This window comes from Sphingobium sp. SYK-6 (assembly GCF_000283515.1).
Classification (GTDB): domain Bacteria; phylum Pseudomonadota; class Alphaproteobacteria; order Sphingomonadales; family Sphingomonadaceae; genus Sphingobium; species Sphingobium lignivorans.
This window is the reverse complement of sequence record NC_015976.1, coordinates 3,334,767-3,350,541: the sequence shown is the minus strand read 5'-3', so window position 1 is coordinate 3,350,541 and position 15,775 is coordinate 3,334,767. Positions and strand designations below refer to the sequence as shown.

Sequence of the window (15,775 nt, the reverse complement as noted above, 5' to 3'; positions counted from 1 at the left end):
ATCCATGCTCAAGGAAATCACGTCCGCTCTGCGGCCCGCCATCGTCATGACGCTGCTTTTCGCGCTGTTGCTGGGGCTCGCCTATCCGGCGCTTCTGACCGGCATCGGCCAGCTCGTCTTCCCTGCTCAGGCCAATGGCAGCCTGATCCGCGAGGACGGGCGGATCATCGGCTCACAGTTGATCGCCCAGGGCTTCAGCAGCGATCGCTACTTTCATCCCAGGCCGTCCGCCGCCGGCGCAGGCTATGAGGCCGACAACAGCTATGGCTCGAACCTCGGCCCGACCAGCCAGGCGCTGCACGACCGCGTGAAGGCGGATCTGGCGGGATACGGCACATCACCAGACGTTCCTGTTCCTCCTGCCGATCTGGTGACGACCTCCGCCTCGGGGCTGGATCCCCACATCAGCCCCGAGGCGGCCTTGTTCCAGGCCGATCGCGTGGCGAACGCGCGCGGACTGGACGTCGCGCGGGTCCGCGCGCTCATCGCCGACGGGGTCGAACATCCCCTGCTGGGCTTTCTGGGCGAACCGCGCGTCAACGTGCTGCTGCTCAACCGGTCGCTCGATACATTGACGGCGGAAACCGCTAACAAGGCTCCGTGAGTTCCCAGCCGCCCCCCGAGGATCTGCGTCCCAATCCGGAGGCCCTTCTGCGCCAGGCTGCGCAGGAGGGCCGCGGTCGTCTCAAGGTCTTCCTCGGCGCAGCGCCAGGGGTAGGCAAGACCTACGAGATGCTGACCGAAGCGGTGGCGCGCAAGCGCGAGGGCACCGATGTGGTCATCGGCGTGGTGGAGACTCACGGTCGTGCCGAGACGGAGGCGCTGGTTCACGGGCTCGAGGTCATTGCCCGGCGTCCCGTCGATTATCAGGGCCGCACTCTTTCCGAGATGGATGTGGATGCCATTCTCGCCCGGCGCCCTCAGCTGGTGCTCGTGGACGAGCTGGCCCACACGAATGCGCCCGGAAGCCGCCACGACAAGCGCTACCAGGACGTGGAGGAACTGCTGGCCGCCGGCATCGAGGTCTATTCGACCGTCAATGTCCAGCATCTCGAGAGCCTCAACGACGTCGTGGCGTCCTTCACCCGGGTGCGCGTGCGCGAGACCCTGCCGGACCGGGTGATCGAGAATGCCGACATCGAGGTGATCGACATCCCGCCGGACGAGCTCATCGAGCGGCTGAAGCAGGGAAAGGTCTATGTTCCGGCGGAAGCGACACGGGCGCTCGGCAACTATTTCTCCAAGTCCAATCTGACCGCGCTGCGCGAGCTTGCCCTGCGCCGCGCGGCCCAGGCGGTGGATGCCGAGATGCTCGACTATCTGCGCGCCCACGCCCTTGCAGGGAACTGGGCCGCCGGGGAGCGCATCGTGGTGGCCGTCAGCGAGCAGAGCGGCGCCGCCGAGCTCGTCCGGGCCGCAAAGCGAATTGCCGATGCGCTGCGCGGTCCCTGGACCGTGGTGCATATCGAGACGCCACGATCCAGTCAGCTGGGCGACGCGGACAATGCGAGGCTGGCCGCGACACTGCATCTGGCGAGCCAGCTCGGCGCGCAGGTGGCCACCGTGCCGGCGGAGACTGTGGTCGACGGCGTGATCCGCTTCGCGGCGGAAGCGCGTGCCACCCAGTTGATCGTCGGCAAGTCCCAGCGCTCACGCTGGTTCGAGTTGCGCCACGGCTCGGTGGTCGATCGACTGGTGCGCGAGACGCCGGGGATCACCGTGCACGTCCTGCCGATGGAAGAGCAAGCTCCGGTCGCAGCGCCAACCGGGCGAAAGAAGGCGCAGTGGGGGCGGCCCGCCGATTATGTGATTTCCTTCGGCCTGATCGCGCTGGTCACGCTGGTCGGCGAAGTCGTTTTTACGGCCGCAAGCATCGCCAACGTCGGCCTGCTGTTCCTGTTGCCGGTCATGATCGCGGCGTCCCGATACGGCCTGCGGCTCGGGATCGTGTGCAGCCTGGTCGCATCGCTTGCCTATAATTTCTTCTTCATTCCTCCCACCCACACGTTCACGATTCAGGATCCCCAGAACATCCTGACGGTTCTCGTGCTGCTTGGCGTGGCGGTGGTTTCGAGCCAGCTTGCGGCTCGCGCCCGCGATCAGGCCCTGCTCGCCCAGCGCAGTGCCGCGCAGAACAGCTCGCTCGCCGGTTTCGCCCGCCAGCTCACAGCGGTCAGCAATGCCGAAGAGCTCGCCCGGCTGCTTTGCGGGGAAGTGGGCCGGCTGCTCGGCGTGCACACGCTGCTGCTGCTGCCGGAAGAAGAGGAGCTGGTGCTGCGCGCCGCCGTACCGCCCGATGCGCGGCTGGAAACGATCGAACTGGCCGCCTCGCGCTGGGCCTTCGACCATAATCAGCCGGCCGGACGCGGGTCCGATACGCTGACGGCATCGGAATGGCTGTTCCATCCGCTTGCGGCGGGGGGGCAGGTGCTCGGCGTGTTCGGCATCGCGCGGCCGGATGCGGGCACGCCGATCCGGTCGGACCGACTACCCCTACTGCTGAGCCTGCTCGATCAGGCAGCGCTCGCACTGGAGCGGATCGCCCTGGAAGGCGAGATGGCGAGCATCACCCAGCTGAAGGAGCGTGACCGGCTTCGCGCGGCCCTGCTGTCGTCGGTGAGCCACGATCTGCGCACGCCGCTCACCACGATCCTGGGCATGCTGGGCGAGCTGCGGCCGGCAACGGACGAGCAGCGCCGCCAGCTCGGCGAAATGCGGGGCGAAGCTGAGCGCCTCAACCGCTTCGTCGACAATCTGCTCGATATGGTGCGGATCGAGACCGGAGCATTGCTCCAGTCGGTCGAGCCGGTCGACCTGGCCGAAGCGGTGGTAGCGGCCGTCCACGACATGCGCGCCGTGCTGCGGGGACGCGAGGTCGAACTCGACGTGTCGCCCGACCTGCCTTTCGTGCGGGTCGATCCCCGGCTGTTCCACCATTGCCTCATCAATCTCATCGACAATGCCGTAAAATATGGGTCCCCGGACACCCCGGTCACCATCACCGCCCGCCGCTCGGCCACGGGACTGGCCCTCTCGGTGCTGGATGAAGGGGCGGGCTTCCCCTCCGGAGAGGAACGCCGCATCTTCGAGACCTTCGCGCGCATCGAAGGCTCGGACCGGAAGGGCGGCACCGGGCTCGGTCTCGCGATCGTCAAGGGCTTCGCGGAAGCCATGGGAATCGAGGTGCATGCCATGAACCGACCAGACCGCAGCGGCGCCCGCTTCGACCTCTTCATGCCGGAAGCCATCCTGGTGAAAGGGGCGCGCGACGAATGAGCAGCGGCGCGAAGATCCTCGTCACGGATGACGAGCCCGCCATCCGAAGGCTGCTGGGCACCGCGTTGACCCGGGCGGGCTACCGGATCGTCGAAGCCGGGTCCGCGCGCGAGTCCCTGGCCGCCCTCCAGATCGACAAGCCGGATGCGGTCCTGCTCGATCTTGGCTTGCCGGACCGCGACGGCCTCGAACTCGTGCCGTTGATCAAGCGGGCCGGCGCCGCCGTGCTCGTCATTTCCGCGCGCGACGCGACCGACCAGAAGGTCGCGGCGCTGGACCTTGGCGCGGACGATTATGTGACCAAGCCGTTCGACACGGAGGAAGTGCTGGCGCGCATCCGCACGGCGCTCCGGCACCGGCTGTCAGTGGAGGCCGAGGCGCCGCTGGTGCAGATCGGCGACATCGAGATCGATCTGGCGGCGCGCCTCGTTCGCCGGGCAGGGGAGGAAGTGCATCTCACGCCCAAGGAATTCGGTTTCCTGGCTGAACTTGCCAAGCATCCGGGGCGCGTGGTGACGCACCTGCAGCTGCTCCGCAATGTCTGGGGCCCCGGGCATGAGCGGGATGTCGAGTATCTCCGCGTCGCCGCGCGCGGGGTTCGCAAGAAGCTCCAGGACGACCGGATCGAGACATCCTTCATTCGCAACGAGCCCGGGGTGGGCTATCGGCTGACCCGCTGATCCCATGGCGATATCATCCCATCTCCCGGGCTTCGGAACCGCCTTTGCCGTGGGTGTTGAAAATTGCCCTTGAGGGCTTTTGCGCCGGGATGCGTATAGGCGTGCAGGCGGTGGAGTGATGACGATGGATATCGATGCAGCCTTGCGGCAACTCAGGGACTTGCCTGCCGATCCGCGGCTGGCGGGAATGGAAAGCGCCGTGCTGGACGCCATTGCGCGGCCCCGGCGCAGTGCCCCGCTGTCGGGCGGCTTCATCGGTGCCGTGACGGGCCTCGCGCTGGTGATGGGCGCACTGGGCGCGATCATTCCCGGCGGCGGGACGCCTTCGTCGTCCGTCGCGCCCTTCGGAATGGCACCGACACTCGCTCCCTCATCGCTTCTGGTGACGGCCCGATGAATGACCTGCGGCGCCTGATCCTGATCGTGGCGATGGTGTTTGTGGCGGCGGTCGCGGGCGCCTTCGTCGGCCGTGCGCTCATCTCCCGACAGGCCCCCGTGGAGAGCGAGCTGCACGCGCTGCTTCATCGCGGCCTCGATCTCGATGCGCGCCAGCATGCCCGGATGGAAGCAATCGAAAGCCGCTTTGCCGTTCGCAAGCATGCCCTGGAACTCGAGCTGCGTGCGGACAATGCGCGCCTTGCCGAAGCGATCGAGCGCGAACATGGCTATGGGCCTGCCGTCGCCGCGGCCGTGGATCGTTCGCATCAGGCGATGGGTCAGCTCCAGAAGGAAACGCTGGAGCATATCTTCGCGATGCGCGCCGTGCTCACGCCCGAACAGGCGGCAAAGTTCGATGCGGCGGTAGTCAAGGCGCTCACGGCCAAGGACCGGTGAGCCTCGATCTTGCCGCCTGTTCGGATGGCGAGCTGGCGTCACTTGCGCTCGGCAAGCGCCAGGCAGCCTATAGCGAACTCATGCGCCGGCATCAGGACAGCGTCTTTCGACTGCTGCGCGGCCTGACGGGCGATGGCGATGCGGCCATCGACCTGACGCAGCAGACCTTCATCGCCGCTTTCGCCGCACTGGCCCGTTATGACGGGGAGCGGTCCTTCCGCGCCTGGGTCATGAGGATCGCCGTCAACAAGGCGCGCGACTGGTCGCGGCGGCGTGCGGTGCGTCGCTTCTTCACATTTGCGCGGCCGATCGAGGAGGGGCTGGATGTCGTGGACCCGGCGCCGGGCAGCGACGTGGCTCTTGCGGGGCGGCGAGAACTGGCGCGGACCATGGCCGCGATCGCCGCGCTGCCGGCCAGCCTCAAGGATGTGCTCGTCCTGCGCACGATCGAGGGTCTCAGCGAAACCGAGACGGCCCAGACCCTTGGCATCAGCGACAAGGCCGTCGAGACGCGCCTCTATCGCGCGCGCAGAAAGCTGGAGGAAAAGTTGAGGGGTTGATCGCGGGGCTGCGTAGAGGATGAAGCCCGGACAGCAGAATCGGATCTTTCATGACCTTCTCGACCATCGATCGCCGCACCATGCTGCGCGGCCTGGGGGCAGCCGGCGGCACGGCCGCGCTCGCCGCGTGGATGCCCGCCTGGGCACAACCAGTTTCTGAAGGACTCCCGGCGCTGTCCGGCGATGACATCACGCTGCGCATCGCGCGCCAGACGATGACGATCGACGGCCGGCGGTCGGCCGCGATCGGGATCAACGGAACGGTGCCGGCGCCGCTGATCCGGCTGCGGGAGGGGCAGACCATCCGGCTCAACGTGTTCAACGATCTCGATGAAGAGAGTTCCATCCACTGGCACGGCCTGCTCGTCCCGCCGGAGCATGACGGCGTGCCGGGCGTCTCTTTCCCCGGCATCAAGCCGCGCTCAAGCTATCTTTACGAGTTTCCGGTCCGGCAGAGCGGGACCTACTGGTATCACAGCCATTCGGGGTTCCAGGAGCAGCTGGGCCTTTATGGTCCGATCGTGATCGATCCTGCCGGCGCCGATCCGATCCGAGCCGATCGCGAGCATGTCATCGTGCTGTCCGATCACAGCCAGCTTGCGCCGGAAACGATTTTCCGCCGCATGAAGATCAATCCGGGCCACTTCAACTTCCAGCGCCAGACGCTGTCCGGACTGCTGAGCAAGCGCGACCAGACACTCAAGGATCGGCTTGCCTGGGGCGCGATGCGCATGGACCCCGCCGACATCTCGGACACGACCGGCGCCGCTTATACCTATCTCGTGAACGGGCATGGCCCGGCCGACAACTGGACCGCGCTGTTCACGCCGGGGCAGCGGGTGCGCCTGCGCATCATCAACGCCTCGGCGATGACGACCTTCAACGTGCGCATCCCGGGGCTGGTGCTGACGGTCGTCCAGGCGGACGGCCAGAATGTGATGCCGGTGGACGTCGATGAGTTCCAGATGGGTGTCGCCGAGACCTACGACATCATCGTGACGCCCGACGAGGACAAGGCCTTCACGCTGGTCGGCGAGGCAGTGGACCGCTCGGGCATGGCACGCGCCACGCTGGCGCCGCGCGTCGGCATGGTGGCGCCGGTCCCGGCACTGCGCGAGCGTCCGCTGGCCACCATGAAGGACATGGGCATGGACATGGGCGGCGAGACGAAGCCGCGCGGCGTCGATCCGAGCGCGGAGCAGAATGCGTCGCGCAAGCTCGCCACGGCGGACAGGAACGCGCCGGTGCAGGCGTCCACCCCGGATCATACCGGCATGGACCATTCTGCGATGGGGCATCCCCCCATGGATCATGGCGCGATGGGTCATGGTGCGACCGACCACGGGACGATGGATCATGGTGACGCGATGGCGGGCCACGACATGAGCGCGATGAGCATGCGCGACTTCGCCAACGCACCGCAGGTCAAGCGCGGGCCCGGCGTGCAGACGATCTCGCCCATGCCGGTCGACCGGACCGGCGAGCCCGGCCAGGGCCTCGCCGATGTCGGTCACAAGGTGCTGGTCTATCGGGACCTGATGGCGCTGGATCGCAATCCCGACGTTCGGGCGCCCTCCCGCAGCATCGACATTCACCTCACTGGCAACATGGAGCGCTTCATGTGGTCGTTCGACGGCGAGAAGATGTCGGACGTGCGTGAACCGATCCCCTTCACGGAGGGCGAACGGGTGCGGGTGAAGCTCATCAATGACAGCATGATGGCCCATCCGATCCATATCCATGGTCATTTCTTCGAGCTGGTGACGGGCCATGGCGATCATGCCCCCCGCAAGCACACCGTGATCGTGCAGCCAGGCGGCATCGTGACCTGGGACTTCACGGCCGATGCCGTCGGCGACTGGGCGTTCCATTGCCACCTTCTCTATCACATGGCGGCAGGCATGATGCGCATCCTGAGCGTACGGCCCCGGGGAGAGGCGGCATGATGCGCCTCGCCATGCACCTGCCGGTCGTCCTCGCGCTTGCGCTGGCGTCACCCGTCTTTGCGCAGGATCACAGCAAGCACGACATGCCCGGCGTGTCGTCACCGCCGGCCGGCGATCATGCCGGCCATGACATGGGCCACCAGCCCCATCACCCGATCCCCGACAGGCCAGCGCAACCCGAACCGCCCCATGATCATGGTGCGATGCAGGGCCAGGATGCGCCGTCCGCCCATGCCGGGCACGATATGTCGGCAATGTCCCCGGATGAGCCGGTCGGCACCAACCAGCCCGCGGGCAATGCACCGGCGCCAAGGCCGCCGGTGGACCACTATGCCGATCGCCAGTTCCCTCCGGCGGAAATGGCGCATGCGCGTCACATGATGATGCGCGAAAGCGGCGGGCAGACGATTGCCACCCTGATGCTGAACCTGGCCGAATATCAGGCGCGGAAAGGGCAGGATGGCTATCATTGGGATGGCGAGGCCTGGTTCGGGGGCGACATCGACCGGCTGACGATCAAGGCCGAAGGCGAAGGGCTGTTCCAAGGGGGCGTCGAGGCGGCGGAGGTCCAGGCACTCTACAGTCGCGCGATTGGCCCTTATTTCAATCTTCAGGCCGGCGTGCGCCACGATTTCGAACCTGGTCCCTCGCGCAGCTATGCGGTGGTCGGGTTTGAAGGCCTCGCGCCTTATTGGTTCGAGGTCGAAGGCGCCCTGTTCCTGTCCGACAAGGGGGATCTGCTTGGCCGGCTCAGCGGCTATTATGATCAGCGCATCACGCAGCGGCTTGTGCTTCAGCCTCAGGCCGAGCTCAACATCGCCGCTCAGGACATCCCGGAGAATCGCATCGGTGCTGGCTTCAGCAGCGCGGAAGCCGGCTTGCGACTGCGCTATGAGATCACCCGCCAGTTCGCGCCCTATGTCGGGCTCTCCCACGAAGCGAGGATCGGCCGGACCGCGCGACTGGCGCGTGCAGAGGGCGAGGCGGCGGCTTCGACCAGCTTCGTGGCGGGCCTGCGCATCTGGTTCTGAGGGCGCGCGCGACAATCCGCCTACGCGTGCCTCGGCGCCGATTGACCGGCAATTGATTCATTTGCACCGGGCGCGCGGTCGTTTAAGGCCGCGCGTTACTTCTGGCTGACGGGAAGACAAGCATGGCACCGCGCCTTACGCGTTATATCATCATGGGCATGGTGCTCGGCGTGGCGGCCGGGACGGGGGCGCATTTTGCGCTTGGGGAGGATGCGGCGCTTTCGGGTCGGGTAGCGGGCTATCTCCATCTGCCGGCGGACGTGTTCCTGCATCTCATCAAGATGATCATTGCGCCGCTGGTGTTCTCGACGCTGGTGGCGGGGATTGCGCATATGGGCGACAGCGCGGCGCTGGGGCGGATCGGGGGACGGGCGATCGGCTGGTTCCTGGTCGCCAGCCTGATCTCGATCGGCCTGGGTCTTGTGATGGTGAACCTGCTGGCGCCGGGCGAGGGGCTCAACCTCACGCGCACGGCGGCGGAGGCGGGCGCGGCCGGCGGCATGGGCATCGAGACCGGCGGGCTCAACCTGCGCGATTTCATCCTGCACATCTTCCCCACCTCCATGGTGCAGGCCATGGCGGACAACCAGATCCTCCAGATCGTGGTCTTCTCGCTGTTCGTCGGGGTGGCACTCACGGCGATCGGGGAGAAGGGCAAGCCGATCGTCACGCTGGTGGAATCGCTGGTCGAGCTCATGCTGCAGGTGACCGGCTATGTGATGCGGGTCTCGCCGATCGCGGTGTTCGGTGCGCTGGCCGCCTCGATCACGCGGGAAGGGCCCGGCGTGCTGCTGACCTATGGCGAGCTGGTGGGCGAGTTCTACATCGCGCTGTTCCTCCTGTGGGGACTGCTGATCCTGGCCGGCGCCTTCTTCCTGGGGCGGCGCATCCTCACGCTGCTGCGCTATGTGCGCGAGCCGGTGCTGCTGGCCTTCTCCACCGCATCCTCGGAAGCAGCCTATCCCAAGATGCTGGAGCAGCTCGACCGGTTCGGCGTGCCGCGCCGCATCTACAGCTTCGTGCTGCCGCTGGGCTACAGCTTCAATCTCGACGGCTCGATGATGTATGCCAGCTTCGCGACGATCTTCATCGCGCAGGCCTATGGCATCGATCTTCCGATCCTCACGCAGATCACCATCCTGCTGGTGCTGATGGTGACGAGCAAGGGCATTGCCGCGGTGCCGCGCGCGAGCCTGGTGGTGGTTGCCGCGACGCTGGGGCAGTTCAACCTGCCGGTCGAAGGCATCGCGTTCATCCTCGCCGTGGATCATTTCATGGACATGGGCCGCACCGCGACCAATGTGCTGGGCAATGCTATCGCGACATCGGTGGTGACGAAATGGGAAGGCATGCTCGAGGTCGAGGAGCCCGAATATGTGGCCCACCCCAAAGCCCCCGCCCACACCGCTGCCGATGGGAGGGCGGGTTTGGAACTCGCCGACGACGTGGTGGGCGATGGGAACAGTTCCGCCAAAGGATGAAAGCGGGTCATCAGCACATCGCCTTCCGGTCTCGCCGAACCGCGCGCAAACCCCGTCCCTTTGGCAGCCAATCGCCGGCGTGGAGCGCCGATGCGCGCCCTGACATTGACTTTCCGCGTCGGAGGGCCCATCTTGACCCTGCTATCGTCGCCTGCGACGGATTTTGACGCGAGAAGCGCGGATTCTTCCTTTGACACTCGACCAGCGCCGTCAGGACATGGGTTCTGACGGGTTTCTTCCTATGCAAAGGAATAATTCCATGCCCATCGGCACCGTAAAGTTCTTCAATACCGAAAAAGGCTATGGCTTCATCTCGCCCGACGAAGGCGGCGATGACAGCTTCGTGCACATCAGCGCCGTCGAGCAGGCCGGCATGGCCACGCTCAACAAGGATCAGCGTCTGAGCTATCAGGTCCAGAAGGACCAGCGCGGACGTTTCTCCGCGACCCAGCTCGAAAGCGTCTGAGTCAGGCGCCGCGGCACTAGCCCGGCGAGAAAGGAAGGCCGGATGGGCGGATGTCCGTCCCTCCGGTCGCGATCACAAGCAGATCGGGCGCAGCGCTGCCGACTGGCGCGGCTGCCTCGTTCGAATGGCGATCGGCGACCATGCCCGGTGTGAGCCGGACGATGTCGCCGCTCCCGCGCTCCACGGAGAACCTTATTCCCCACGAGCGCGCGCCGGGCGCGGTCCAGCGGACCTGCCGGCGCCTTCCACCCCCTGAAGGGGTGTTCCATACCAATAAAGAGGGCCGTTCAAGGAAACGGCTCCGAGGATTAAAATGCAGAAGAAATTTCAGATTACCCCTCGGTCAGTACCGGCGTTCAGCCGGCGGCCGCACCACTCGCGTCATCAGCCGCACCTTTCGATCTTGCCCCGCCATGTGCTGCGGGATCTCGTTGCCGAGATGATCGACTGAGCGAGGCCGAATACCGGCAGCAAGGAGCGCTCACATGTCCGCCACCGTCGACTTCTATCTTTCCCGGGCCGCTGAAAGCGCCAAAGCCGCTCGCGAAAGCGATCTTGTCAATGTGAAGGAGCGCTGCTTGCGCGCCGAAGCGGCCTGGCAGGCCATGGCGGATCGCCTGATTCGGGTCGAAGCCCAGAAGCAGCATGACGCTCTGGAAAAGGAGCGCAGGCTGGACGAGGCAGGCATGGGGTGACGCGGGTCGCGTCCCCGACTCTTCCCCGCCCATCCGCACACGCGCCAACCGCGCGCATTTGCTGATATAGTCAGGCGCGCCGGCGGAGCAAAATCACTCGATTACCAACGCGTTCATGCTCGACTTGTGCGGGCATGAACGCGTTGGCGCGATGTGTCATTTGCGTGTCTCGCACCTGTCACCGATGTTTCACGGATCGCGCCTAGCGCCCCTTCCAAAGTGAAGGGGGACAAGTCGCATGAACTTCCGGATTCTCGCGCTGGCTGGCGCCAGCCTCTCGACGCTCGTGGCCGCGCAGGCCCGTGCGGAAGCCGAGCCAGCAGATGCCGACACGATTATCGTTACCGCGCAGCTGCGCGAGCAGGATCCCATCGCCGTTCCCATGGCGCTCACTGCCATTGGCGCGGACGAGCTGGACCGGTTCGGCCTTCAGGAGCTGGACAAGCTGTCGCGCTTCGTGCCCGGCTTCGTGGTGCAGAACCAGTCTCCCAACAATCCCGGCTTCGTCATGCGCGGCATCACGTCCGACAGTGGCGCGGCGACCAACGAGCCGCGCGTCTCCGTCTTCCAGGACGGCGTCTCCATATCGAAATCGCGCGGTTCCTATGTCGAGCTGTTCGACATCGAGCGCGTCGAGGTGGCCAAAGGCCCGCAATCGACGCTTTACGGGCGCGGCGCGCTGACCGGCGCCGTCAACATCATCCAGAACAAGGCGAAGCTCGGCCGGATCGAGGGCAGTGCCGCTCTGTCCTATGGCAATTATGAGAGCTTCATCGGCGAGGCGATGGTCAACGCGCCGATCGGCGACAATGTCGCGGTCCGTATCGCCGGCCGCGTCCGCCAGCGCGACGGCTATGTCGAGAATCTGCTGGGTGGCGAGGATTTCAACTCAGCGGACACCAAGGCCATTCGCGGCGCCCTGCATGCGGAAGCCGGCAAGCTGACGTTCGATCTCATCGGCAATTACCAGAAGGACCGCCCGGCCGGGACGTCCTTCAAGTCCATCGCCTATAATCCGACAGACCCGGCCACTGGCGCGGTGATCGGCGACCGTGGGCGCAACAGCGGCGCGGCGCTGGTCGCGGGCGCGGGGGGATTTGAAGGCGGCAAGCCCCTCGGGCTCGACCGGGAAGTGTGGGGCGTGACCGGCCTTGCCAATCTGGAACTGGACGACCGCTTCACGCTCACGTCCATCACGGCCTATCGACGGTTCGAATCCCTCGAGATCTTCGACGCGGACGGCGTTTCTCTTCCGATCCTGACCGCCGCGGAAGGCGCCGAGGGCAAGCAGTTCAGTCAGGAGCTGCGCCTTGCCTTCGCGCAGGGACCACTCACGGCCTTCGTGGGGGCCAGCTATTTCCATGAGGATGGCGCGCAGCGCGGACCGGCCCAGTTCGACGAGCGCATGGTGCTGGCGCGGCTCGCGGGCGCCCTGAACGGCGGCGGCGCGATTCCGGGCAGGGCTGCAACCGACCCGGCGCCGGCCGCCCTGTTTGCCAATCCCGCCTTCACCGGCATGCTGCTCCAGGGCGTGGCGGGCGCTTATGGCGTCGCGCTCTCTTCCGCGCAGGCCCAGGCGATTGCCGCCAATCTCAAGAGCGCTCATCTGGAAACCAGCACGAACACTGCTCGCACCAATGCGTTCGATCTGTTCGGCGACGTGACCATGCGGGTCTCCGAACGCTTCGAGCTGGGCGCGGGCCTGCGCTACACGCATGACGACAAGCGCAGCGGTTATACCGCGTCCGTGCTGAACGGCCGTTCCATCGTGGGCGGCTTCATCGGTGCGCTGTCGCAGCCGGCGGCCACGCGCACAGCCTTGCTGCAGGCGCTGGCCGTGCCCGGGGCGGCGACCATCCCGCCTTCGGCAGCCTATCCGGTGCCGCTCTTCGGCCTGGGCGCCCAGCCCACGGCCGGCAATGGCGAGATGGTGGAAGCGACGCACAAGAATGGCGGATTTTCCTGGCGCCTGACGGCCCGCTACCTGCCCAGCGACGATAGCAGCATCTATGCGACCTATGCGCGCGGGCGCCGGCCCGAGATCCTTTCGCCTCGGGGACCCGGCGCACCATTCGGCGCGGTGACCTTCCCGGTTCTTCCGTCCGAGACGGTCGACAGCTTCGAGCTTGGCGCCAAGGCGGCGTTGCTCGACCGGAGCCTCTTCGTGGACGGCGCGGTCTTCTTCTACCAGTATGAGAATTTCCAGACCACCGAGCAGCAGGGCACGCAGTTCATCACCACCAATGCAGGCAGGGCGGAAAGCTACGGCTTCGAGGGGCAGGTCCGCTGGATGCCTAACGACATGCTCAGCCTGTTCGCGACCTATGCCTACGGCCATGGACGGTTCAAGACGGGCGTGCGGGAAGGCAACCGGTTCCGCCTCAGCCCGGATCACAGCGCATCGCTTGGCGCGATCGTCTCCGTGCCGGCTGGACCCGGACGGGTCAGCTTCTCCCCGAGCGTGACGGTGCAATCGAAGATATTCTTCGATGACGACAATGACCGGCCGGACCTCCAGCAGCCCCCCGCGGCACTGGTCGCCGACAATATCCAGGATGAATATCAGGACGGCTATGCGCTCGTGAACGCACGGCTCGGCTATGAATCGCGGGATGGCGGCTGGCGGGTCGAAGCCTTCGTGGAGAATCTCTTCGACAAGGCGTACATCATGGACGCAGGCAACACGGGGGACAGCCTGGGCCTGCCGACCTTCATCGCGGGCGCGCCACGCTTCTATGGCGTTGCGCTTGGCTTCCGCTTCGGAGGTGCCCGGTGAAGGTCGATCGTCGCCGCGCGCTCGGCCTGTTCGGCTCGGGCGCCATCCTCCCCGTCGCGGCCGCGCGCGCGCAGGGCCCCGGGAACGCATCCTTCCGCCACGGCGTCGCCAGTGGCGATCCCTCGCGAGACGGGGCAGTGCTGTGGACGCGCGTAACGCCGGGCGATCCGGATCATGCCGGCGCCCTTCCCGTCCGGTGGTTCGTCGCCGCCACGCCGGAGGGAAAACCGATCGAGCACGGGTCCGCCGAAGCAAGGCCCGCGCGCGATTTCACGGTGAAGGTCCAGCCGCGCCGCCTAAAGGCGGGGCGGGACTATGTCTACTGGTTCGAGCTGGCGGACGGCACGCGTTCGCCAGTGGGCCGGTTCCGCACATTGCCAGCGGGCGAGACGGCCGACCTCGTTCTCGCGGTCGCGAGTTGCCAGCTCTTTCCCGGCGGGTTCTTCAATGCCTGGGATTCGGTCGCGCGGCTCGAGCGGCTGGATGCGGTCATCCATCTGGGCGACTATATCTATGAATATGGCGCGGAGGGATATGGCGCCGCGATCGGCAGCAAGATCGGCCGCTCTGTCGAACCGCCGCACGAGATCGTGACACTGGCCGACTATCGCATGCGCCATGCGCAGTACAAGAGCGACCCCGCGCTCCAGGCGGCACATGCCCGCGCGGCCTTCATCTGCGTGTGGGACGATCATGAGACCGCCAACGATGCGTGGCTGCACGGTGCGGAGAATCACCAGCCGGAGCGCGAGGGCCAGTGGGCGGACCGCAAGGCCGCTGCCATGCAGGCCTATTTCGAATGGATGCCGATCCGCGATCCTGCCCCCGGGGCGCCATGGGACGCGATCAATCGCAGCTTCACCTTCGGCGATCTGGCGACACTCGCGATGGTCGAGACGCGCTTGCTGGCGCGGTCGGAGCAGGCCGGTTTCAAGGGCGCGACGCCGGCCGCCGAGGACATCGCCGCTGTCCTTGCCGAACGCAACCGTCCGGATCGCGAATTGCTCGGCGAACCCCAGCGCGCCTGGCTCGAACGGGAACTCACGGCATCGGTGGCGGCGGGCGTGCCCTGGCAACTGATCGGCAATCAGGTGGTGATGGCGCGCGTGAACGGGCCGGACCTTGCGGCCCTGCTCGGCGCGGAGCGTGCGGCGGGTGCCATCGGGGGACTGGACGCAGCCACGCGCGCGCAGGTGGAGGCCGCACAGGCGGGCTATCGGGCCGGACTGCCGTTCAATCTCGACGCGTGGGACGGCTATCCCGCCGCGCGGGAGCGGCTCTATGACAGCTTCCGGCGCGCCGGATCACAGCCGCTGATACTCTCGGGCGACAGCCATGCCTTCTGGGCCAACGCGCTTGCCGATCAGCAGGGAGAGCCGGTTGCGGTGGAGTTCGGAACCAGCGGCATCAGCAGCCCCTCCGTGGGCGACGCGATCCCGCAACTGCCGCTCGGCGACTTCCTCACGCGGTCCAGTCCGGAAGTTGCCTTCTGCGACCAGCGGGCCAAGGGTTACACCCTGCTCCGGCTGACGCGCGAGGCGGCAGTGGCCGATTATGTCGCGATGTCGACCATCTTTGCGCGGGATTATGAAGCCCGCCTGCTCGCGCGCTTCGAAGTCGCTGCGGCGGCGCAGCCCCGGGTGCTGAAGCGGGCTTCGGCGAACGCTGAAGGGGGTTAGGGCTGATCGACATTTAGCGCTGGCGGACGGCCCGACCATGCCCGTCCAACAGGGCGCTGCGGCCTGGAAGTTTACAAAGATGACGACACGTCCGTGTCATCTTCCGCTTCCCTCAACTTTCGACGAGGCGGACATCAGCACCTGTTCCGGCAGGACTGCATGACCCGACGGACGATGAAGGTCCTTCAATGAGAAAGAGCCGTGGCTTGCCTGCCGCTGCTTCCAGAAGGAGGCGTCCGGCAGGGCTGCCATGACGGAGGGGGTGTAGGACAGCGGAAAAGCAAGGCTGTCGCTTCGGGGTGGACAGCCTGTCGAGCGAAGAGTCTCAGGAAACCCGGCCAGCCGGACCGC

General features: G+C 66.3%; 14 protein-coding genes. 13 read left to right on the top strand and 1 reads right to left on the bottom strand.

Annotated elements, in window-relative coordinates; all coding sequences use genetic code 11:
• Positions 1-4: 4 nt before the first annotated feature.
• The 10 genes from kdpC to SLG_RS15320 all read left to right on the top strand — a co-directional run bounded on the left by kdpC (position 5) and on the right by SLG_RS15320 (position 10,274).
• Positions 5-604, top strand: a complete 600-nt coding sequence (gene kdpC / locus SLG_RS15365; RefSeq protein WP_014077418.1) for a potassium-transporting ATPase subunit KdpC — start codon at positions 5-7, stop codon at positions 602-604.
• Complete coding sequence (locus SLG_RS15360; RefSeq protein ID WP_014077417.1) at positions 601-3,276, top strand: sensor histidine kinase; 2,676 nt, start codon at positions 601-603, stop codon at positions 3,274-3,276. The genes kdpC and SLG_RS15360 overlap by 4 nt, the downstream gene beginning before the upstream one ends.
• Complete coding sequence (locus SLG_RS15355; protein WP_014077416.1) at positions 3,273-3,956, top strand: response regulator transcription factor; 684 nt, start codon at positions 3,273-3,275, stop codon at positions 3,954-3,956. The genes SLG_RS15360 and SLG_RS15355 overlap by 4 nt, the downstream gene beginning before the upstream one ends.
• A 118-nt stretch (positions 3,957-4,074) precedes the next feature.
• Positions 4,075-4,353, top strand: coding sequence for a hypothetical protein (locus tag SLG_RS15350; protein WP_051003783.1), 279 nt, complete (start codon positions 4,075-4,077; stop codon positions 4,351-4,353).
• Complete coding sequence (locus SLG_RS15345; protein ID WP_014077414.1) at positions 4,350-4,790, top strand: periplasmic heavy metal sensor; 441 nt, start codon at positions 4,350-4,352, stop codon at positions 4,788-4,790. Before SLG_RS15350 ends, SLG_RS15345 begins: the two co-directional genes overlap by 4 nt.
• A complete protein-coding gene (locus SLG_RS15340) occupies positions 4,787-5,350 on the top strand; it encodes an RNA polymerase sigma factor (RefSeq protein ID WP_014077413.1) in 564 nt (187 codons plus the stop codon). Before SLG_RS15345 ends, SLG_RS15340 begins: the two co-directional genes overlap by 4 nt.
• Before the next feature lie 50 nt (positions 5,351-5,400).
• Positions 5,401-7,296 carry a copper resistance system multicopper oxidase gene (locus SLG_RS15335; protein WP_014077412.1) on the top strand — a complete coding sequence of 632 codons (1,896 nt, stop codon included), beginning with the start codon at positions 5,401-5,403 and terminating at the stop codon, positions 7,294-7,296.
• Positions 7,293-8,327, top strand: a complete 1,035-nt coding sequence (locus SLG_RS15330) for a copper resistance protein B (protein WP_014077411.1) — start codon at positions 7,293-7,295, stop codon at positions 8,325-8,327. Before SLG_RS15335 ends, SLG_RS15330 begins: the two co-directional genes overlap by 4 nt.
• 122 nt (positions 8,328-8,449) lie before the next feature.
• Entirely contained in the window at positions 8,450-9,808 is a 1,359-nt protein-coding gene (locus SLG_RS15325; protein WP_014077410.1) for a dicarboxylate/amino acid:cation symporter, read from the top strand.
• Positions 9,809-10,067: 259 nt separating this feature from the next.
• The gene (locus tag SLG_RS15320; RefSeq protein WP_014077408.1) at positions 10,068-10,274 is read left to right on the top strand and encodes a cold-shock protein; all 207 of its coding nucleotides are present in this window, start codon (positions 10,068-10,070) and stop codon (positions 10,272-10,274) included.
• A 16-nt stretch (positions 10,275-10,290) separates the two neighbouring features.
• On the opposite strand, the gene SLG_RS21795 is transcribed toward SLG_RS15320, so the two are convergent.
• The gene (locus SLG_RS21795; protein WP_014077407.1) at positions 10,291-10,458 is read right to left on the bottom strand and encodes a hypothetical protein; all 168 of its coding nucleotides are present in this window, start codon (positions 10,456-10,458) and stop codon (positions 10,291-10,293) included.
• A gap of 301 nt (positions 10,459-10,759) precedes the next feature.
• Here SLG_RS21795 and SLG_RS15315 point away from each other — a divergent pair, with 301 nt between their 5' ends.
• The 3 genes from SLG_RS15315 (at position 10,760) to SLG_RS15305 (ending at position 15,424) form a co-directional block, all read left to right on the top strand.
• Positions 10,760-10,969, top strand: a complete 210-nt coding sequence (locus SLG_RS15315; protein ID WP_014077406.1) for a hypothetical protein — start codon at positions 10,760-10,762, stop codon at positions 10,967-10,969.
• A 238-nt stretch (positions 10,970-11,207) separates the two neighbouring features.
• Positions 11,208-13,745, top strand: a complete 2,538-nt coding sequence (locus SLG_RS15310) for a TonB-dependent receptor (RefSeq protein ID WP_014077405.1) — start codon at positions 11,208-11,210, stop codon at positions 13,743-13,745.
• Positions 13,742-15,424: an alkaline phosphatase D family protein gene (locus SLG_RS15305; protein WP_014077404.1), complete on the top strand. Its 1,683-nt coding sequence runs from the start codon at positions 13,742-13,744 to the stop codon at positions 15,422-15,424. Before SLG_RS15310 ends, SLG_RS15305 begins: the two co-directional genes overlap by 4 nt.
• Positions 15,425-15,775: the final 351 nt, after the last annotated feature.

What these genes read in the sequence shown, in the direction of transcription:
- SLG_RS15320 (WP_014077408.1), top strand. Translation starts at nt 10,068, where the DNA reads ATGCCCATCGGCACCGTAAAGTTCTTCAATACCGAAAAAGGCTATGGC.
- SLG_RS15325 (WP_014077410.1), top strand. Translation starts at nt 8,450, where the DNA reads ATGGCACCGCGCCTTACGCGTTATATCATCATGGGCATGGTGCTCGGC.
- SLG_RS15350 (WP_051003783.1), top strand. Translation starts at nt 4,075, where the DNA reads ATGACGATGGATATCGATGCAGCCTTGCGGCAACTCAGGGACTTGCCT.
- SLG_RS15335 (WP_014077412.1), top strand. Translation starts at nt 5,401, where the DNA reads ATGACCTTCTCGACCATCGATCGCCGCACCATGCTGCGCGGCCTGGGG.
- SLG_RS15355 (WP_014077416.1), top strand. Translation starts at nt 3,273, where the DNA reads ATGAGCAGCGGCGCGAAGATCCTCGTCACGGATGACGAGCCCGCCATC.
- SLG_RS15310 (WP_014077405.1), top strand. Translation starts at nt 11,208, where the DNA reads ATGAACTTCCGGATTCTCGCGCTGGCTGGCGCCAGCCTCTCGACGCTC.
- SLG_RS15315 (WP_014077406.1), top strand. Translation starts at nt 10,760, where the DNA reads ATGTCCGCCACCGTCGACTTCTATCTTTCCCGGGCCGCTGAAAGCGCC.
- SLG_RS15345 (WP_014077414.1), top strand. Translation starts at nt 4,350, where the DNA reads ATGAATGACCTGCGGCGCCTGATCCTGATCGTGGCGATGGTGTTTGTG.
- kdpC (WP_014077418.1), top strand. Translation starts at nt 5, where the DNA reads ATGCTCAAGGAAATCACGTCCGCTCTGCGGCCCGCCATCGTCATGACG.
- SLG_RS15330 (WP_014077411.1), top strand. Translation starts at nt 7,293, where the DNA reads ATGATGCGCCTCGCCATGCACCTGCCGGTCGTCCTCGCGCTTGCGCTG.